Origin of the sequence: Aliidiomarina taiwanensis, from assembly GCF_003987015.1 — a bacterium.
GTDB classification, from domain to species: domain Bacteria; phylum Pseudomonadota; class Gammaproteobacteria; order Enterobacterales; family Alteromonadaceae; genus Aliidiomarina; species Aliidiomarina taiwanensis.
The window spans coordinates 24,655-43,892 of record NZ_PIPQ01000001.1; the positions used below are offsets into that span (position 1 = coordinate 24,655).

Consider the following 19,238-nt stretch of genomic DNA (forward strand, 5'->3'; position numbering starts at 1 on the left):
TGCATTAGTCTCGTGATGTCACACTGACTGTCGTTTCGATACGACGGTTACGTGCGTTGGCATCGAGGGTAATGCGGTTTACAACTGGTTTTTCCATACCATGACCTACGGTTGTAATGCGTGAAGCGTCAATTCCGTATTGGTTGATAAGGATATCAGCAACGGCTTGAGCACGGCGCTCTGATAATGCCTGGTTGTATTCAGCTGTACCAATTAAGTCTGTGTGACCTTCAATAAGTACGTCTAGGCTTTGGTTTACACCAACAAGTACCGCTAGGTCACGAATTTCATCGTAGTAGCGCTCTGGAACACGTGAAGAGTCAAAACCGAAGGTTACACGTAAGTGGTGAACCTGTGACTGCTCTTCGTACACACTACAACCGCGCGCATCAACCGTATGACCACGTGGTGTATTCGGGCACACATCACGGTAGTCTGGAATGCCGTCGCCGTCAGCGTCACTGGTACGGTCAACTTGCGCTAACGCCATACGTATTCTTGGAGTTAACTCTTCGTCTGGCAATACTCCTAGCTCGGCTGCACTCCCCGCTGTAGCTGACATGCCTTGTTCTTCAGCTGTAGGCATTGTCGTTGAACCTGACGTTGCAGTTGTTGGAGCCGCTGTGCCTGCACGTGCCACTTTTTGCTCTTCTTGCGCTGCTTTAACGCGTGCAATAGCCGGCCCTTTGTCGCCAAAGCTCATGTTAAGACCAAACATCAGCGCGTGGTCTTGGAAGCCACCACCTGAAAGGAAGTTGTATTCACCCGACCAGTACAAACGGTCGTTGATGGCTTTGCGGAAACCAGCTGTTGCGCGGAACGCACGGGTCACATGAGAGCCAACTTTCACACTACCAAAACCAGGGCCAAGGTAAACACCGTTGTCTAGGTTGTAGAGCGCGTCCACACCAAGACTATAACCAGACTTACTTCCAGTGCCGTTTTCAACATCAGCTTTTAAGTAGTCTAAGCTGGTGCGAACAGACCAATGCTTGGTTAATGGGGTGTTTAATTGAATGCCGGGGGCAATGTTTTTGAAGCCGCTTTCAATGTTGCTCAACGGAACAGTTGGGAATGTACGGGCGCTATCTAAGTTATATACACCTAAGCGCAAACCTAGAGATAGCTCTTCGTTGTCGAAAGACGCCAACGCCTGTGGGCTGACGGCCATGACACCTGCCAGCAGCGCAGGCAGCGTAAAACGGGCAGATTTAATCATATGAATATTCCTTTTATATTTCATTTTCCGCTTAGCTAAATTTAAAAATTGTTTAAGCAAGCTGGAGTAGAAAGACTAAAACACCACTTAACACTTACATCCTTTAAGTGAGTTAACTACAGCCTTCAAACGTCGCCTAATAACAATAAAACGCTTACCACTTATTTTATACAAACATTGCAAAAAACGACAGTACTACTTGCAAATTCTTTTCAAAAGCAACTTATTATCAACTTTTGCTAAGCACATGGGCACCTAGACTACTGTTGACGTACCTTGTGCTCGACTTCTCGGTACAGCGACTTCCTTAACCCTAGCAGAAAGACTATTTCCGCGACAATAAAAAGTGGGCCTATTGCTAACCCCATAATATCGTCTACAAAAGCAGGTTTTCGCCCTTCATAAGCGTGCCCTATAAACTGCAACACCCAACCAACAACAAATAAGCCAACCCCAGTGATTAACCAGGTGCTTGTTTCTAATGCTGCAATTTCAGCGCCAGCCCATACACACAGGCCAAGGAATACCGCCATTAACACACCAAGCATCATATCGAGCAGAAGGTAATAGATGCCACCTATCACTGCGATAATAAGAGCCGGTGTGACAACCAGGCTACTTACAGCCCACTCTGGCCGACCTAGCAAGCTCGCCAACGCAATAACAATAAGAGGAATACCAAGCATATGAGTCGTGATATTTCGACTATCACGGTGATAGCACGAATACATCGCAAGCTGCTCAACGATGGACTTCATTGTCGCATTCCTTCTTTCTTATTATTTAAGCTCGTTGCTTTGCCTAAAGTTGTTTTCCTAAAAACAATTTATTTTCTTCATATATCACATAGATACAATGCACAGCATAAGCACTGTCATTGGCTTTCGCAAGTTTTATTGCTTACTTTTCAATCACAATGTGATAAATGGCGTAACCTGCCTCATTCACACCGCGCTCCTCTAATTTGGTATATCTCTGAGCTTCAGCCTCTGCAGCTGCACTTGAAGCCGTGCGAAACACTGCTGTAACAGGCGTTGAGGCCGTCAGCCGCCAGTTGTTCGTTGGTTCCACTAGCAGCTGGTTATGCTGCTTGGCTTGCTCACGGGCATATTGAGCAATGACTTGCCTCACTTCATTGCTCCCTTCATAGATAATGGTTTCACCGTTCAAGCTAGGAAAGTGTCCACCGCCACCGGCTCGATAGTTATTCACCATCACAATAAACTGGTCGCTGTCCTGCACGGGCTTTCCTTGAAAGCGCAGTGCCTGTATACGGCGAGCATTCGGGTTGGCTAAGTCGCCAGTGGTTTGATAACGCGCAGGCTGGGTTACATCAATGCTGTATTCAATGCCAGAGATCACGTCGAAATTGAAGCTTGGAAAGTCGCTAAACAGCGGTTGTGGCGCTACCTCTTGTGGGTCAAGAGTATGAAAGGAAAGGGCCGACATTTCAAGCCACTCACGCAATTGCGCGCCGCTTACTTGTACTGCTTGCAGTAAGTTAGGGTACACATATAAGTCAGACAAGTGGCCAAGGGTCACCTGCCCCGCAGGAATATTTGTGTAGTCGTCGGCACTTTGAAAGCCATTTCGAAAAGGGGCTGCAGCAGACAATACAGGTAAGTTCGCAGGTAGCACCCCCTGCTCTTGTAAATTCAAGCCATACCAAGTTTGCGCTTGGTTGATCATATAAGTGGAGGTGTCCGGAAACACGCGGGCGAAAAAGCTATTTATTGGCTTATCAATAACGGTAAGTGGCTCGTTGAGCATATTCACGGTCGCTTCGTGCTGCGCTGTTAGCAGCTTTGCTAATTCCTCGTCGTAAGCTTCTGTAATACCACGTAGCTCTGGAGCTGCATGAACCACCTGCCAACCACTCTCACCCTGCTCTAAAGTTAAGTCGATAATGCCTAAGTGGCTTCCCCAATAGCCGGGAGATACGGCGGGCACGCCATAAATAAAACCGTTTGTATTATCCACACCAGGTAAGTTGTCGTAACTCTGGTCGCCAGGGAATCGGCGGTGCTGATGGCCAAAGAAAATGGCGTCGATACCCGGGACTGTCGCAATATGGCGAGACGCCTGTTCTGAAAACTCTTGATAGCGCGCGTGGTCGTTCAGCCCTGAGTGTGGTATTGCGACCACAATGTCTGCCCCTTCGGCGCGCATTTTAGGCACATAATACTGTGCAGCCGCCACCATGTCGCGCACATACACCTTACCGTTCAGGTGCATGGCGTCCCAGGTCATAATTTGCGGAGGCAACAAACCAAGCACACCTATTTTCAGCGTGTGGTCTTGGCCATTCGTGTCCGTGAAGCTGCGTTCGAGGATGGTATAAGGGTTCACCAGCGGGCGCTCCCAGCCTTCCGTGCGCATGCCTGCCTGCTGCGCATTTTCGGCATAAAACACATTGGCACTGACATACGGGAAGTGAGCACCTGCCAAGGTCTGTTCCAGAAAGTCTAACCCGAAGTTAAATTCGTGGTTGCCAAGGTTGCCTGCGTCGTACTGCAAGTAGTTCAGCGCGGCTATGACAGGGTGCACATGTTCTTGTAAGTAGCTTACACCTTGCTCGGCAACCCAGTCTCCCAAAGCGCTGCCTTGAATAAGGTCGCCATTGTCGAACAACACGTTATTTGGCTGTTCAGCGCGGGCTTGATGTATCACAGCTGCCGTATGGGCTAGACCATAGCTTTGCGTCGCTTGCTGGCGAGTGTAGTCATAGCCAAGCATATAAGCATGCAAGTCGCTCGTTTCCATTAACCGAACCTGTAGAGTCGGTGTTTGATTGACATACAAGCTTCCACACCCTACTACCACAGCCATAGCAAATGCAGCCACAATCGTTGTACGCATCCATGCTTTCATTGTTACTATACTCACAATTAACCTCGTTTATTCTGCGTTATAGCGGAGCATGCGATGCTCGACCGGTTGACCAAGTTGTTCTGCAAGGGGCTGCAAAGCCGCTGTAAGTTGCTGCTGCAATACCCAAGGTGGATTCACCACCAACATTCCGGATCCGTACATGCCCCAGCCTTCAGGCTTCTCTTTATAGATCCATTCAGACTGCAATAGAGGTGCGTCAAGCGCATGCGTCAGGCGCTCGCATAGTTCGTGGTGTTTTTCTGCAGCTAGTAGGGGGTACCACACCATTACTACGGCATGGCGGCACTTTTTCAAAATAGCTTCAACGGTGCTTGCCACATCTGTGTATTCACTCGCCACTTCGTAGGCTGGGTCAATAAGCACTTGCAAGCGTGGTAGACGCGGCGGCAGCATATTCACTACGCCACTTAAGCCGTCGCCATGCACCACGTAGCCCGTATGGTTAGGGTGTAGCTCGGCTAATTGCTGGTGTTCGCCTGGATGGAGTTCGAATACTGTATGTTGGTCTTGCGTACGGCGTAAGGCCGACACCCAATGGGGCGAACCCGGGTAGTACTGCAAGTTTTCTGGGGTAACCTTGCCCCCATGCAATGCGTCGAGCTGAGTAAAAAAGAACGACCATGGGTCGGCAGGTAGGTTTTCTCGCAACTGCACCAGTTGTTGTACCCCGGCCAGGTACTCTTGCCGCTTTTGCGCCTGACTGTCTTGCAAACTGTACAGACCTTTCCCTGCGTGGGTGTCGTAGAAGTGAATACCCGCCGGCTTTTTTAGTAAGTACTCGCTAACAGTTACAAGCGTAAGGTGCTTATGTATGTCTGCGGGGTTCCCCGCATGGTAACCATGTTGATAACTAAGCATTCGAAACATCACATCGATTTGAATTGGCCATAGCCTACCCTTTTTACGACCAAATGTCGTCTTTCGCGGGTTCAGCCGTAGCGGAATAGATTGAGCGAAGGCCTACACCCTGCTATGTTATTGCGTTGCATAGGCAGTCGGCATCGCTGGCATGCCGTTCTATTAAATGAGGAGAGAGCACCATGCGTTTATCAATGATAGCCGCAGCGGTCGGGTTAGCTGTTACCCTGGGCGCTTGCACAAGCTATGACAACCAAGTTTCGGAAGCAACTCAAGACGCTGAAGCTGTGGTTCAACTCGATATGAGCAACCCATTTTATGCTGTGAGCACATTGCAATATGGTGCTCCTGACTTCACCAAAATTAGTGATGCAGACTATGCGCCAGCTTTCGCGGCAGGTATGTCGCAGCATGCTGCAGAAATTCGTGCGATTGCCACGAACCCTGAAGCTCCTACCTTCGACAACACCATTTTAGCCATGGAGCAAAGCGGCAAGTTACTTGGCCGTGTGTCTGCTGTTTTCTACGCTATGGCGTCGTCTACTAGCAATGAAACCATTCGCCAACTACAAGGCGAGCTAGCTCCAAAAATGTCTTCTCACAATGACGACATTTACTTAAACAAAGACCTATTTGCGCGCGTTGATAGCATTTACCAAAACCGCGACAACCTTGGCCTAGACGCAGAAAGCAAGCGTTTGGTTGAGGTGTACCACGAGCGCTTTGTGCGTGCCGGTGCGAACTTAACTGCTGAGCAAATGGAACAAATTCGTGCGCTCAACAAAGAAGAGTCTTCTCTTACCACTGAATTCCAGCGTAACGTACTGGCTGTCGCTTCCGAACGTGCCCCTGTTTTCGACTCAGTTGAAGAGTTAGCTGGCTTGTCTGACGCCACTATTCAAAACGCCGCGAAACGCGCTGCTGATATGGGCATGGAAGGTAAGTACGTATTAAGCCTAAGCAATACCACCCGTCAAGCGGCACTTGCGCAAATGACAAACCGTGACGCGCGTAAAAAACTGTGGGAAGCATCGGCTTACCGTGGTTTAGGCCGTGACGGTGGCATTGACAACCGCCCTATTATTGCTCGCTTAGCTGAATTACGTGCTGAAAAAGCAGCCATTCTTGGCTACGACAGCTTTGGCCATTACCGCCTAGAAGCGGCGATGATTCAAACTCCTGAGCGTGCACGTAAAATGCTTGTGGACATGGTGCCTGCGGTGCTTGACCAGGTGGAGCGTGAAGCCAACCGCCTACGCGAACAAATTAAGACCATGGGCATGGACCATGAGCTGAAACCATGGGACTGGGAATTTTATGCTGAGCGCGTTCGTGAAGCAGACTACAACCTAGACCCGGCAGAAGTAGCGCAATACTTCGAGTACAACCGTGTTCTACAGGACGGTCTATTCTACGGCATGGGCCAAGTGTACGGCATTCGTTTTGAGCGTCGTAACGACCTACCTGGTTACCACCCAGACGTTGAAGTATACGAAGTGTTCGACAAAGACGGTTCAAGCATGGGTATTTTCTACGCCGACTACTTTGCCCGTGACGGCAAGCGTGGTGGCGCTTGGATGAGCTCCTTCGTGAAGCAGTCGCACCTTGAGAACACCAAGCCAGTTGTGTACAACGTGATGAACATTCCAAAAGCACCTGAAGGTCAGCCAACGCTGATTTCTTGGGACAACGTAAGCACTATGTTCCATGAAATGGGCCATGGCGTACACGGTTTATTCTCTGACGTTTACTACAACACACTTTCAGGTACTGCCGTGCCACGTGATTTCGTAGAGTCACCTTCTACGTTCCACGAAGGCTTTGCCCTCGATCCGAAAATTTTGCCGAACTTTGCCAAGCATTACGAAACAGGTGAGCCAATTCCTGAAGAACTACTTGAAAAAGTGCTTGATGCGATGAGCTTTAACCAAGGCTTTAATACCCTTGAGTACATGGCAGCAGCCTTACTAGACCTTGAGTACCATGCCCTAGAAAAAGGCGAGCACATTGCCGATGTTGAAGCCTTCGAACAGCAAGCTCTTGCGAAGTACGGTATGGACCTAAGCTATGTACCACCTCGTTACCGTTCAGGTTATTTCTCGCACGTATTTTCTGGCGGTTATGCGTCTTCATACTACGCGTACATGTGGTCTGACGTATTAGCTTCTGACGCCTTCGCATACGTAAAAGCTGACGGCGGTATTGGTAGCCAAGCACTGAAAGACTATCGTGAGCATATTCTTTCAAAAGGTGGCACCAAGGAAGCCCTTGACTTGTACATTGACTTCCGAGGTCAAGAGCCAGACACACGTCACCTGTTAATCAGCCGCGGTTTACTTGACCCAGACGCTGAATAAATAACAGTTCACTGTGAACCACTAAAAGGAGCAACTTCGGTTGCTCCTTTTTTATTTCACTTGAGGTTTGACCAGAGGCTTTTTATTGCTAATACTGAAAGCTACAAATAATTAACAACAAGCAACCAAAAGGCTTTATTTATGCGAAAGTTACAGCTCATCCAACTGAGTGTGATTGCCGGTGCATGCGCACTTGCTTTAACGGGCTGCTTTAGCAGCTCTGCGCCCTCCTCAGGGCTTAACACGGACATTGCCATTAACCCTCCTCAGCCTCCCCAGCCAGAGCCTCCTAGAGACCCTGTGACGGTAACGACATTCGCCCCGGGTGAGCTTTCTGCCACTATTCGCCGGACCACCTTTGGCGTTCCATATATACAAGCAGACAGCCTTGAAGGGGTGGGTTATGGTACTGCCTATGCTTTCGCTGAAGACAACATTTGTATTCTTGCCGACCAAATAGTGCGCTTTAACGGCCAGCGCTCCATGTACTTTGGTCCTGACGCTGTGCCTGGCTCAGGCGACAGCAAAAACGTCATTAACGACTTCACTTACCAAGCTTTAGGCTTGCGTGAGCTAGCCGACAACAACATTGAAAGCTTGAGCGAGAACTCACGGGCCTTGCTGGCCGGTTACGCTGCGGGCTACAACGCCTACCTAGCTGATGTGGGAGCAGACAATGTTGCGCCACCTTGCCGGGGTATGCCTCATTTGCGACCCATTGAACCTGCGGACATGCTGACCTATGCCTTAGGTGTGGCCTTGTTGCCAGGTGCTGCTAACTTCCTCGACCCGCTATTTATTGCTGTTCCGCCAGGTGAAGACTACAGCCCTGTTCCCGTTGCACAACAATCAGCTCGCTACCCTATAGGGCTGCAATTAACCGACGTAACCACCCCAGAAACCAACCCGGAAGAGCTTGGTTCAAATGGTTGGGCCCTTGGTAGTGACCTGACAGAAAATGGCCAAGGGATGCTGCTAGCCAACCCCCACTTCCCACATACGGGTAACCAGCGCTTCTGGCGCTTTGGCGTTGAAATACCGGGTGAAATGAAGGTTGTGGGTGGTTCACTTTCGGGTATGCCGGGGCCTGTGAACATTGGCTTTAACGAGCATATTGCTTGGACCCATACCTTCTCTACCGCTGAGCGCTTTGTGGTGTACCAGCTTGAGCTCGATGAAAGCGATGCCTCTGGCAAAACCTACCTCGTAGACGGCGAGCCCCGCACTATGGACGAAAAGACGGTGACCATTACGGTGGCGACGGGTCCGGGGTCTAGCATGCAGCTTGAGCGTACTTTTTATATGAGTGACTTTGGCCCGCTGCTCAGCATTCCTGGCCAGTTCCAGTGGGGTATGGACTTCCAAGGCACAACCTCTGCCTTCGCCTTGTATGACTCGAACCTACCTAACTTCGAGTTACTCGATACTTGGTTGGCACTCAACTTGGCCCGAGACACGGATGAAATTGGTGAAATTCTAGATCGCCATACGGGGCTTATTTTTAACAATATTATGGCCTCGGATTACCGCGGAAAAACCTTTTTTGCGGATGGCTCCAGTGTGCCGAATCTGAGTGCCGCTGCGCTTCATGAAATTCGCACCAACGCAACGCTAACGGCTGTTCGTACGCAGGCACCATTTACCTTGGTGCCGGGTAATAGCTCCGTCTTTATGCCCGACGGCCGTGTTCCCGGTAGCAAAGCGCCTCGCTTGGTTCGAGACGACTTTGTGCAAAACTCGAATAACAGCTATTGGCTAACGAACCCCGCTGCGCCGCTGTCCACTTCTAGCTTTGGTGGCACCGTTGAAGGCAAAGACTTCTTGCTTTACGGTCGCTTTAATAACGAGCAAACCCTGCGTTCGCGTATGGGGCAGAAAAAACTGGCTGGTTTAAGCAATGTCACCCTCGATATGCTTGAAGAAACCCTGTTGGACAACAGCTCCTACCTAGCTGACGTCGTACTCAATGACTTAGTGGCTTTCTGCTCCGCTCAATCAGAACCTGTCCAAACCGAGGCTGGTCCTGTGGACATAAGTGCTGGGTGTACGGCGCTTGCTGCATTCGACGGCTTTATGAATAAGGACAGTGTAGGTGCTGTCGTATTCCGTGAATTCGCTCAGCGCTTTGCCACCAACCCACAATGGGTCGTGCCTTTTGACCGGAATAACCCAACCACAACACCGCACACTTTAAAAACCAACGACGTGGTGCTTCAGCAGCTAGCACAAGCTATTCAAACTATTGAAAGTGCAGGTTTTGCTGTAGACGCTCCATTAGGCGATGTGCAATTTGTTGAGCGCAGCAACCCCGACGGCACGCCAAGCGGTGTCCGTTTACCTTGGGCTGGGGCGAATAATATTGAAGGTGGTTTTAACGTATTCCGCTCGCAAGGGAAAGAAGATGGCACCATTTTGCCGCGTCATATTTACCCAAGCTTGCCGGGCTCGCAACTGAGCGACCAAGGCTACCATATAACCAGTGGCTCTAGCTGGATGTTCGTGATGCGCTTTACAGAAGAAGGGCCTGAGGGGCGTGGTTTACTGACTTATTCTCAGTCCTATAACCCATTGTCACCATACTACCTAGACCAAACTCAGTACTACTCGCAAGAGCCACGCTTGGCTCCAATTTGGTGGCATGAAAGTGACATTGCAGAAAATACTGTGCAGACGATTGAGCTAACAGCGCCTGCAGAATAGGTATCCTCCCTGAAGCTGTAACTTTATAGCCGGCGCCCTGCCGGCTTCTTTTTTGCTATTATTCCGACGTATTGCTGTCGTTGCTTTCTTTCTTGGTGCTGTCGTCTGCATTGTGCTGTATTTTTAAATGCAGCGCCGCTTTGGCAATAATATAGGCACTAGCAGGAGCAGTAATGAACAAGAATAAAGAAACTAAAAACTCTTGGAATTGAAAGGTACGTTCCACGGCGGTAAAAAACAAAATAGAGCCGAGGATCATACCGCCTACTCCTAAGGTGGTGGCCTTGGTTGGGCCATGCAGGCGCTGAAAGAAGTCCGGTAGCTTCACTAACCCTAACGAACCTATCAGTGCGAACGTTGCGCCAATCAGAATGAGTGCTGCGACCAGGTATTCAATAAATACTGCCATATGGTTTCACCTTATTCGATTATATCGCCGCGTAAAATATATTTAGCTACCGCTACCGTTCCAACAAAGCCCATCACTGCCATTAACATGGCCGCTTCAAAGAAAATGAGTGAGCGTTGCAGTACACCGAGTAATACAATTAGCGCGATAGCGTTAATGTACAGGGTGTCGAGGGCCAAAATACGGTCGGGTAAGCTTGGCCCACGAAACAAGCGATACACGCTTAAAAGCAGTGCTATCGCCAGCATCACAGACGCAATCATGATGACCTTGTCGAGCATTCGAATATCTCCTTTAGTGGCTTCTCATAACGCTGTTTAATCAGTTCTATTTCTTCTTCTGCGCTTTCTACGTTCAACCCATGCACCAACAAACGCTTTTTGTCGGGGCTCAGTTCTGCTGACACAGTGCCTGGAGTTAAAGTAATAGTGCCCGCCAGCATGGTAATGGTGAAGTCGTCTTTCACGTCGAGAGGCACTTCAAAGAACTTCGCTTTCAACTTTTTGCTAGGCCCTAAAATTTGAATGGCTACAATCACGTTCGCCTTGCAAATATCAACTAGCACAAGAAATAAGTACTGCACCAACAGCATGGGTCTGTAAATACGCACGGCCTGGGGCCAAAAGGCCTGCACCAAATACGGAATGCCAATAGCCAAGAAGCTTCCCAGCACAAAGTGCCCCATACTGGCGTTGTTTAAGGCAAGCCAAATTAGCAGCATATTGACGCTTAAAAATGGGTGCGGGAGCCACTTTTTCTTGGTAAGAATAGCGTCTTGTTCGAGGGTTACATGCTCGCGTTGTTCACTCATTTCGATACAACCTCCGTACTAAGCACAGCATGAAAGTACTGTGTCGGGTTGATAAGTTGCGCACTCATGTCGCCCAGGTAGGTTAATACTGGCTGCGCGAACACCACCAAAGCAATAGTTAGGGCCATTAAGCTATTCATGCTCCACCAACTGCTGCGGGCTACCTTAGGCTTGCTGTCTTTGTATTCCGTCACGCGCCAAAACAGAGTGCTGCCGGTGCGGCCTAAAGCCACAATTGTGGCAAGGCTGCCGACCAGAATAACACTCCATAACCAAACTTGAGCAGGCCCTGCAGGTGTTGCTTTTAGCAGTAAAATTTTGCCAAAAAACCCACTGAGCGGCGGCATGCCCACAACGGCTATGGCGGCCACAAAAAAGTAGCTCGCCAGTAAGGAATGTTGGCGTATTTGCGGACCACGCACAATGCTGTCGGCCATGCTGCCCCGCTGTTGTGCTATTACTTCCGTTAATAAAAACAAAACAGCGGTTATCCACGTTGAATGAATTAAGTAATAGAACGTAGCCTGTAATGCTTCTGCCGTGTTCATGGCGATGCCGGCTATCATGGTGCCTACAGAAATAACCACGGTATAGGCAATTTGACTGCGTACTCGCTTCACACCCAACACGCCAATACTACCTGCTGCAATGGTTAGTATAGCAATGGGCCATAACCAAGGTGCTAACAAGTCGGCAATAGGTGCTTGGTTAAAGATCATGCCATGCACCCGTACAATCGAATACACACCCACCTTGGTCATAATGGCAAACAAGGCAGCAACCGGGGCTATCGCTGCCGCATAGGCACGGGGTAGCCAAAAGTACAGCGGCAGTATGGCCGACTTTAGGCCAAACACCAGCAACAATACCAAGGCCGCAGCCGCCAATAGCGGCGCATGCTCTGGGGGTAGTTCCGCTACTTTTGCGGCTAAGTCTGCCATATTCATGGTGCCTAGCAAGCCATACACTATGCCCAGCCCAATAATGAAGAAGCTAGACCCCACTAAATTTAGAATAACGTAATGCAAGCCTGCTTTAGCCCGCTCTTTTCCTCCGCCAAAAATAGCCAAGGCATAAGAGGCAATGAGCATGACTTCGAAGAAAACAAACAGGTTGAATAAGTCGCCCGTGAGGAAAGCACCATTCACCCCCATCGCCAGGAAGTGAATAAGGGGTTGTAAGCTGTCGTTGCGCTCCGCCTTCCAGCTAAAAGTAAACGCAATACTGCTGACCACTAGCACCGCATTCACTAATAGCATGAGGCTGCTGAGTCGGTCGGCAATAATAATAATGCCGAACGGCGGCAGCCAGTTCCCCAGGGCATAAACTTCAATGCCGCCGGCGGCGGACTGAGCCACAAAGTAGAGTGAAACAGCAAGAACAACCAAGGCAGAGGCTAAGCTAATAACGCGCGTAACCTTTAAGCTGCTGCGCGCCATAAAGACAAGTAAAACAGCTGTTAGCGCAGGCAATAAAATAGGCGTTAGGAGTAAATGGCTCACGCGTTTGCTTCCTCTGTTTGTTCGGTTAACTCTTTTTCTGGCCTTGGTTTGTCAATACCGTCCACATGGTCGTTGCCTAGGTCTGCTCGAGCGCGGAGGGACAGCACCACCACAAAGGCTGTCATAGCGAAGCCAATCACAATAGCTGTTAATACAAGGGCTTGTGGCAACGGGTCTGTGTGTATGTCAGCCATATTCGTTACCGGTGGCGCGTTGTACCGAATGCGTCCCATAGCAAACAAAAATAGGTTTACTGCGTAGGTGAAAAGCGTCAGGCCCATGACCACGGGGAAAGTACGTGCACGCAACAACAAATAAATGCCCGTACCCGTAAGCACAGCGATAACGATTGCTAAAATTAACTCCATTCTGCCTACTCCTTATCCGTCGACCCGTTCAGTGGTTGTCAGCTTGCCCACATACGCCAGAATTAACAGCGTTGTAGCCACCACGGTTAAATACACCCCCACGTCAAAGGGAAGCGCCGACGACACTTCAAAGGTACCAATAACAGGCAACGTAATGTATTGATACGTAGAGGTAAGGAACGGGAAGCCAACCAACCAGCTACCCAGGCCTGTCACTGCCGCCACTAAAATACCGGCGGCTAACCAACGCGCATAGTTGAAGCTCATCCGCTCATGGACAAAGCCAACTCCGCTGGCCACATACTGCAAAATCAGCGCAACACTGGTTATTAAGCCGGCAACAAAACCACCGCCTGGCGCATTATGGCCCCGCAAGAACACATACACCGAAAGCATAAGCGCCAGCGGGAGCAAAATGCGCGCCATCATAGACACCAATACAGGGTGTGGGTCGTTTGCCCAAGCACGGCCTTCGTTGTCTGTAAGTGGCAATGGCAAGTACTGGTTTTTCAACATGTTGGCGATACCCAAACCTGCGATTGCTAGCACAATAATTTCACCGAAGGTGTCAAAGCCACGGAAGTCCACCAAAATGACGTTGACCACGTTGTAGCCCCCGCCTAATGGCTTGGCGTTATCGAGGTAGTAGCCCGAGATGGTTTCCATGGGCCGCGTAAGAATAGCAAAGACCAGTATACCGACCGCCACGGCCGCCACCGACGCTATGATGATGTCTCGGATCACCCGAGGCGCACTGGACTCGTTCACCCGTGCTTTTGGTAAAAAGTACAGGGCAAGCATTAGCAGAACAACGGTTACGGCTTCAACGGACAACTGTGTTAAGGCCAAGTCAGGGGCCGAGAACCGAGCGAAAAGCATTACCACCATAAGGCCCACCACGCTAACAATAATCAGGGCGGTAAAGCGGTGATGGTGGACAAACGCGGTAGTAATAGCAGCGCAAACCAAAAGGACACTGGCCACAGTGGCAATAAAGTCGGGCTCCGTCAGGGCCACTTCACCCGCCAAGTCGGTGAGTGGTGAAAGCGCAACCGCCATCATGGCGATAAACAGGAACACAATAAACGCGATGTAACGTTGTAATGACCCGTTCTCTAAGCCGTTAGTCATGTTCTTCGCTTGCAGCACTACCCACTGGGTCATGCCTTCAAATAGGTGCAATTCATTAAATGGGGTGCGCTTGTTGTACCAAGCGAATAGGCGCGCACGCGACTGGTATACACTGACTCCGACCAACAGGGCCACCACGCTCATAAACAAAGGCGCATTAAAGCCATGCCAAATATGGATGGCATAAGGCGCTTGTGCATAGCCAAGTACAGCAGTGGCCGCAAGATTCACATAGTTGCCTACCAGTGGCTGAGCAAACAAACCCACGGCCACACAAATGCCGACCATGAGCATTACGGGCATGAGCATAAGCTTGGAAGGCGCATGAGGTGGGAACACTGGGGTTTTCTTTGGCTCTCCCCCAAAGAAGGTATTATGAGCAAAACGCACCGAGTAAAATGCCGAAAACACTGCTGCCAAAGTAGCGATAACCGGCACAACCACAGCAAAAGGCCCAAATGCGTCAATACCAATGCTGGCTGTCAGCATCATTTCTTTACTTAAGAAACCATTAAAGAAAGGCACCCCTGCCATGGACGCTGCCGCCAGCACTGACAATAGTGCGGTTAACGGCATGTATTTATGCATGCCGCGTAATACTTGTAGGTTACGAGTGCCCGTACCGTGGTCTACGGCCCCTGCCACCATAAACAGCGAGGCTTTAAAGGCCGCATGGTTCATAATATGGAATACGCCAGCAAGCACGGCCAGTTCAGTGCTAATACCAAACAACATGGTAATAAGCCCTAAGTGGCTTACCGTTGAATAAGCCAGCAAGCCTTTCAAGTCATGCTTAAACATGGCCATAGCCGCACCGAACGTCATGGTCGTCAGGCCTGTTAGGGTCACCAGAATAATCCACAAGTCCGTGCCGCCAAGGGCTGGGAATAACCGCGCCAGCAAGAAAATGCCCGCTTTCACCATGGTTGCAGAATGCAGGTAGGCCGACACTGGGGTAGGCGCTGCCATGGCGTGGGGCAACCAAAAATGGAAAGGGAACTGGGCTGACTTGGTAAATACACCAAGTAACACCAGCACCAAAATAATGGGGTATAACGCATGCTCTGTAATAAGTTGATGCGAAGCCAGCACTTCGCCCAGGTTAAAACTACCCACCACTTGGCCAATAAGCACCATTCCCGCCATAAGAGCTAAACCGCCGCCACCTGTGACAGCCAAGGCCATGCGCGCCCCTTTGCGCGCTTCTGTGTCGCCGCTCCAATAACCAATAAGCAAGAAAGACGTTAAGCTGGTGAGCTCCCAAAACACCACGAGTAGCAAAATGTTGTCGGACAGCACAATGCCTAGCATGGCGGTCATAAACATAAGCAACATGGAGTACAGCTTACTTAGGCTGTCTTTTTTCGACAGGTAAAAGCGTGCATACCAGAGCACGAGCACGCCAATACCGGAAATAAGTAAGGCAAACATAAGGCTTAAAGCGTCGACGCGAAACGCAAGGTTTAAGCCTAAGGAGGGGATCCAATTAAAATGCACACTGGAGACCTGACCCTGCAAAACAGTGGGTAGGTAACTCAGCACAAGCCCCACCACCACAAGCGGGCTAATAAGAGTGAGAGCCGTACATGTATTGCGTCCTAAGCGTTCGCTTACTAACGGAACCCAAGCCGCTAATATAGGTAAGAATACAATTGCTAATAGGGTCATAAAGCTTAGATTCCTCTACCCGTATACTGAACACGAAAGTCTTCAGCATACCAATTTATGCTTGTTTGCGCCAAAATATAAGCCTTTTAAGGCGCTAACTCGTGTTCTGTAAAGGTATTTTTAAACAAAGGAGTGCTTAAATACCGTTCTGCCGAACTGGGTAATATAGTCACTATTTGTTTGTTTTTGTATTCTGGCTCCGCTGCGAGTAGCTTGGCTACAGCAGCGACCGCAGCACCACTGGAAATTCCGGCAAGAATGCCCTCTTCTCGCATGAGCCGATGGGCCATGGCCATAGCTGCTTCATTGCTTACCGTGAGGGCACGGTCCACCAAGTTTATGTCTAAGTTCTTAGGTATAAAGCCGGCGCCTATACCTTGTATTTTGTGAGGCCCTGGCTGCAGGGACTGCCCTGCTAGCTGTTGTGAAATAACAGCGGAGTCTTCGGGCTCTACGGCTATGACTTCCACCTTGTGCCCTGCTTCTTTAAAGTACCGCGCCACACCGGTTATTGTTCCGCCCGTACCGACGCCTGCAATAAACACATCCGGGGCGCCACCAAGGGCCTGCATAATTTCAGGGCCTGTGGTTTTTATATGTATTTCCGCATTCGCCGGATTATCAAACTGACGCAAATGCAAGTAGGTGTCGCGGTGCTGTTCAGCGAGCTGGTCGGCACGATCAATCGCCCCTTTCATGCCCAGTTCCGCTGGTGTGAGTTCCAGTTCTGCCCCCAAGGCCTTCAATAGCTGACGGCGCTCTAAGCTCATGGACCGTGGCATGGTCAACGTAAGTTGGTAACCACGGGCAGCGGCCACATAGGCCAAGGCAATGCCCGTATTGCCTGAGGTGGCTTCAAGCAGGCGCATACCAGGTTTGAGCAGCCCTTTCTTTTCAGCGTCCCACACTAAGTTAGCGCCTAAACGACATTTCACGCTGGCCGACGGGTTTCGGCTTTCCATTTTGGCCAATACATGCGCCCCTGCCATAACTCGGTTGAGTCGAATTAATGGAGTGTTGCCAATGCTGTCTGCATTATTTTCGAAAATGCTCATGAATGTACTACTCTCGATCGTTATTGGCCTGTGACACTGACTCCGGGCCAGTCTCAAGGTCCTGCTCTGAAATGCCATCCATGACGTCTTCTAGTTCTACTCGTGATAATTCGGCACAGACATCACCGCCTAGGCGGTTGACTGCTTTACATAGCTCTGCAACTCGCTCGTCCATAATGTTCACATGGTCGAGTAAACGGCCTATGGCCATTGCCACTGGGTCTGGGTTGTCTGGCGACACGGCGTAAGCGTCAAACCCAAATTTTTCCGCCATGGCGTCGAGCTTTTGTTTTTGTTCTTCATTAAGGGTCGACTGTTCTCGACTTGGTGTAACCAAGCGCCCAGGGATACCCACCATAGTGGCTCCGGCGGGTACATCTTTAACCACAACCGAGTTAGAACCAATCCGACCATTCTCCCCAACGGTAACAGGGCCTAATACTTTTGCACCTGCACCTATAACCACACCACTTTTCAATGTAGGGTGTCGCTTTCCTGCATTCCAGCTAGTTCCACCAAGCGTCACCCCGTGGTAGAGGGTACAGTCGTCGCCTATTTCCGCTGTTTCGCCTATTACAACACCCATACCGTGGTCGATAAAAAAGCGACGTCCAATACGCGCCCCTGGGTGTATTTCGACCCCTGTCACCCAACGGGACAAGGTTGAAATAAAACGCGCTAACCATTTAAGGCGCCATTTCCACAGGCGATGACTTACCCGATGCCACCAAATAGCGTGCAAACCAGGGTAGTTGGTTAATACTTCAAAAAAGTGACGGGCGGCAGGATCGCGCTTATAGACACTTGCGATATCTTCTCGAATACCCAAAAACATATAGTATGAATACCTTGTTATTCTGATAAGGTGAAAATGCAAACAACCTGAATAACCTTATTATACCTTTTCATCGGCCTTCCGGTGAAGTTAAGTTCAAACACAGGAGATTTTCATGCGAAAAACAATAATAAGTGCATTAGCCGCTAGCCTGGTTTGGTTTGCTTCGACAACCCATGCAAATACCGACACTGTGCTTATTCATGCAGGCATGCTGATTGATGGGACCACAGCTAGCCCGCGTGAGCGAGTGACCGTGCGCATTGAAGGCAACACCATAGCAGCCATAGAGAACGGCTTCCAGCAACCTCAAGCGGGCGAAATCCTAGTAGACTTAACCTCAGGGACACTGATGCCCGGCTTTATTGATATGCATACCCATATCACCAGCCAAATGGAGCCTGGCTCGTATATGTACCGTTACACCCAAAATGCAGCCGATGTGGCTTACCGCTCGGTTGGTTTTGCCGAAACCACCCTACTCGCTGGCTTTACCACCATACGGGACTTAGGCGACAGTTTTAATACCAGTATTGCGCTGCGTAACGCCATCAACAAAGGGAACATTACGGGCCCTCGAATTTACACTGCGGGTAAGTCCCTTGCCACTACAGGGGGGCATGCCGACCCCAGCAATGGCCACCGCCATGGTTTATTAGACACACCCACCCCTACGGAAGGCGTTGTCAACGGGCCTATAGAAGCACGCCAAGCTGTGCGTCAGCGTTATAAAGACGGTTCCGACCTAATAAAAATTACCGCTACCGGTGGCGTACTTAGCATGGCTGCCAGCGGCGACAACCCGCAGTTTATGATGGACGAGCTAGAAGCCATTGTGGCCACCGCCCGCGACTATGGCATGCGCGTGGCTGTGCACGCCCATGGGAAAGAAGGCATGATGCGCGCCATTAAAGCCGGGGTCGACTCGATTGAGCACGGCACTTATATGGACGACGAGGTTTTCGCCTTAATGCGTGAGCACAACACCTGGTATGTACCCACCATTCTAGCGGGCAAAACCGTGGCCGAACGGGCTGACATTGACGGCTACTTCCCCGAGCAGGTACGTCCGAAAGCACGCACCATAGGCCCGCTTATTCAAGGCACTCTCAGCCGCGCTTACGACGCAGGGGTTAAAATAGCTTTTGGCACCGACTCGGGCGTTTCGTACCATGGTGACAATGGTAAAGAGTTTGTTTACTTGGTAGAGGCTGGGTTAACCGAGCTGGAAGCCATTCGCGCTGCAACGTCTAGTGCCGCTGAGCTGTTAGGCGCAAGCGAAATCTTGGGCACCGTGGAAGTTGGTAAATTGGCTGACTTAGTTGGCGTCGACGCCAACCCGCTGCATGATATTAGCGTACTTGGGAACGTCAGTTTTGTTATGAAAGACGGCGTTATTTATAAGCAGTAAATAAGCCCTGCTCATTCCTTCT

General features: G+C 50.1%; 15 protein-coding genes. 3 read left to right on the top strand and 12 right to left on the bottom strand.

Annotated elements, in window-relative coordinates:
- Nucleotides 1-4: 4 nt before the first annotated feature.
- The 4 genes from CWE15_RS00095 to rlmJ form a co-directional block, all read right to left on the bottom strand.
- Entirely contained in the window at nucleotides 5-1,219 is a 1,215-nt protein-coding gene (locus CWE15_RS00095) for an OmpA family protein (protein WP_198674948.1), read from the bottom strand.
- 260 nt (nucleotides 1,220-1,479) lie between these two features.
- Complete coding sequence (locus CWE15_RS00100) at nucleotides 1,480-1,977, bottom strand: Mpo1 family 2-hydroxy fatty acid dioxygenase (RefSeq protein ID WP_126756033.1); 498 nt, start codon at nucleotides 1,975-1,977, stop codon at nucleotides 1,480-1,482.
- Between the two features lie 142 nt (nucleotides 1,978-2,119).
- Nucleotides 2,120-4,105 carry a bifunctional 2',3'-cyclic-nucleotide 2'-phosphodiesterase/3'-nucleotidase gene (locus CWE15_RS00105; protein ID WP_126756034.1) on the bottom strand — a complete coding sequence of 662 codons (1,986 nt, stop codon included), beginning with the start codon at nucleotides 4,103-4,105 and terminating at the stop codon, nucleotides 2,120-2,122.
- A gap of 12 nt (nucleotides 4,106-4,117) precedes the next feature.
- Entirely contained in the window at nucleotides 4,118-4,969 is an 852-nt protein-coding gene (rlmJ, locus tag CWE15_RS00110; protein ID WP_157980680.1) for a 23S rRNA (adenine(2030)-N(6))-methyltransferase RlmJ, read from the bottom strand.
- Nucleotides 4,970-5,151: 182 nt separating this feature from the next.
- Between rlmJ and CWE15_RS00115 the strand changes: the two genes are divergently transcribed.
- Entirely contained in the window at nucleotides 5,152-7,326 is a 2,175-nt protein-coding gene (locus CWE15_RS00115) for a M3 family metallopeptidase (protein ID WP_126756036.1), read from the top strand.
- Nucleotides 7,327-7,467: 141 nt separating this feature from the next.
- Nucleotides 7,468-10,026 carry a penicillin acylase family protein gene (locus CWE15_RS00120; protein ID WP_126756037.1) on the top strand — a complete coding sequence of 853 codons (2,559 nt, stop codon included), beginning with the start codon at nucleotides 7,468-7,470 and terminating at the stop codon, nucleotides 10,024-10,026.
- A 58-nt stretch (nucleotides 10,027-10,084) separates the two neighbouring features.
- Here the strand turns inward: CWE15_RS00120 and CWE15_RS00125 are convergent, their stop codons facing one another.
- From CWE15_RS00125 to cysE, 8 genes are all read right to left on the bottom strand, one after another.
- Complete coding sequence (locus CWE15_RS00125) at nucleotides 10,085-10,435, bottom strand: Na+/H+ antiporter subunit G (RefSeq protein WP_126756038.1); 351 nt, start codon at nucleotides 10,433-10,435, stop codon at nucleotides 10,085-10,087.
- 11 nt (nucleotides 10,436-10,446) lie between these two features.
- A complete protein-coding gene (locus CWE15_RS00130) occupies nucleotides 10,447-10,716 on the bottom strand; it encodes a K+/H+ antiporter subunit F (protein WP_126756039.1) in 270 nt (89 codons plus the stop codon).
- Nucleotides 10,695-11,246 (bottom strand): Na+/H+ antiporter subunit E, encoded by a 552-nt coding sequence (locus CWE15_RS00135; protein ID WP_126756040.1) that lies wholly within the window; start codon nucleotides 11,244-11,246, stop codon nucleotides 10,695-10,697. The genes CWE15_RS00130 and CWE15_RS00135 overlap by 22 nt, the downstream gene beginning before the upstream one ends.
- Entirely contained in the window at nucleotides 11,243-12,748 is a 1,506-nt protein-coding gene (locus tag CWE15_RS00140; protein ID WP_126756041.1) for a monovalent cation/H+ antiporter subunit D, read from the bottom strand. Before CWE15_RS00140 ends, CWE15_RS00135 begins: the two co-directional genes overlap by 4 nt.
- A complete protein-coding gene (locus CWE15_RS00145; protein ID WP_126756042.1) occupies nucleotides 12,745-13,116 on the bottom strand; it encodes a Na+/H+ antiporter subunit C in 372 nt (123 codons plus the stop codon). Before CWE15_RS00145 ends, CWE15_RS00140 begins: the two co-directional genes overlap by 4 nt.
- Before the next feature lie 12 nt (nucleotides 13,117-13,128).
- Nucleotides 13,129-15,915 (bottom strand): monovalent cation/H+ antiporter subunit A, encoded by a 2,787-nt coding sequence (locus CWE15_RS00150; protein WP_126756043.1) that lies wholly within the window; start codon nucleotides 15,913-15,915, stop codon nucleotides 13,129-13,131.
- 86 nt (nucleotides 15,916-16,001) lie between these two features.
- Nucleotides 16,002-16,970, bottom strand: a complete 969-nt coding sequence (cysK, locus tag CWE15_RS00155) for a cysteine synthase A (RefSeq protein ID WP_126756044.1) — start codon at nucleotides 16,968-16,970, stop codon at nucleotides 16,002-16,004.
- A gap of 7 nt (nucleotides 16,971-16,977) precedes the next feature.
- The gene (cysE, locus tag CWE15_RS00160; protein ID WP_126756045.1) at nucleotides 16,978-17,805 is read right to left on the bottom strand and encodes a serine O-acetyltransferase; all 828 of its coding nucleotides are present in this window, start codon (nucleotides 17,803-17,805) and stop codon (nucleotides 16,978-16,980) included.
- A 115-nt stretch (nucleotides 17,806-17,920) separates the two neighbouring features.
- On the opposite strand from cysE, the gene CWE15_RS00165 reads away from it, so the two are divergent.
- A complete protein-coding gene (locus tag CWE15_RS00165) occupies nucleotides 17,921-19,216 on the top strand; it encodes a metal-dependent hydrolase family protein (RefSeq protein WP_126756046.1) in 1,296 nt (431 codons plus the stop codon).
- Nucleotides 19,217-19,238: the final 22 nt, after the last annotated feature.

Coding starts and splice junctions, on each gene's coding strand:
- CWE15_RS00165 (WP_126756046.1), top strand. CDS start 17,921: ATGCGAAAAACAATAATAAGTGCATTAGCCGCTAGCCTGGTTTGGTTT.
- rlmJ (WP_157980680.1), bottom strand. CDS start 4,969: ATGCTTAGTTATCAACATGGTTACCATGCGGGGAACCCCGCAGACATA.
- cysK (WP_126756044.1), bottom strand. CDS start 16,970: ATGAGCATTTTCGAAAATAATGCAGACAGCATTGGCAACACTCCATTA.
- CWE15_RS00135 (WP_126756040.1), bottom strand. CDS start 11,246: ATGAGTGAACAACGCGAGCATGTAACCCTCGAACAAGACGCTATTCTT.
- CWE15_RS00100 (WP_126756033.1), bottom strand. CDS start 1,977: ATGAAGTCCATCGTTGAGCAGCTTGCGATGTATTCGTGCTATCACCGT.
- CWE15_RS00095 (WP_198674948.1), bottom strand. CDS start 1,219: ATGATTAAATCTGCCCGTTTTACGCTGCCTGCGCTGCTGGCAGGTGTC.
- CWE15_RS00125 (WP_126756038.1), bottom strand. CDS start 10,435: ATGGCAGTATTTATTGAATACCTGGTCGCAGCACTCATTCTGATTGGC.
- CWE15_RS00120 (WP_126756037.1), top strand. CDS start 7,468: ATGCGAAAGTTACAGCTCATCCAACTGAGTGTGATTGCCGGTGCATGC.
- cysE (WP_126756045.1), bottom strand. CDS start 17,805: ATGTTTTTGGGTATTCGAGAAGATATCGCAAGTGTCTATAAGCGCGAT.
- CWE15_RS00150 (WP_126756043.1), bottom strand. CDS start 15,915: ATGACCCTATTAGCAATTGTATTCTTACCTATATTAGCGGCTTGGGTT.
- CWE15_RS00130 (WP_126756039.1), bottom strand. CDS start 10,716: ATGCTCGACAAGGTCATCATGATTGCGTCTGTGATGCTGGCGATAGCA.
- CWE15_RS00145 (WP_126756042.1), bottom strand. CDS start 13,116: ATGGAGTTAATTTTAGCAATCGTTATCGCTGTGCTTACGGGTACGGGC.
- CWE15_RS00115 (WP_126756036.1), top strand. CDS start 5,152: ATGCGTTTATCAATGATAGCCGCAGCGGTCGGGTTAGCTGTTACCCTG.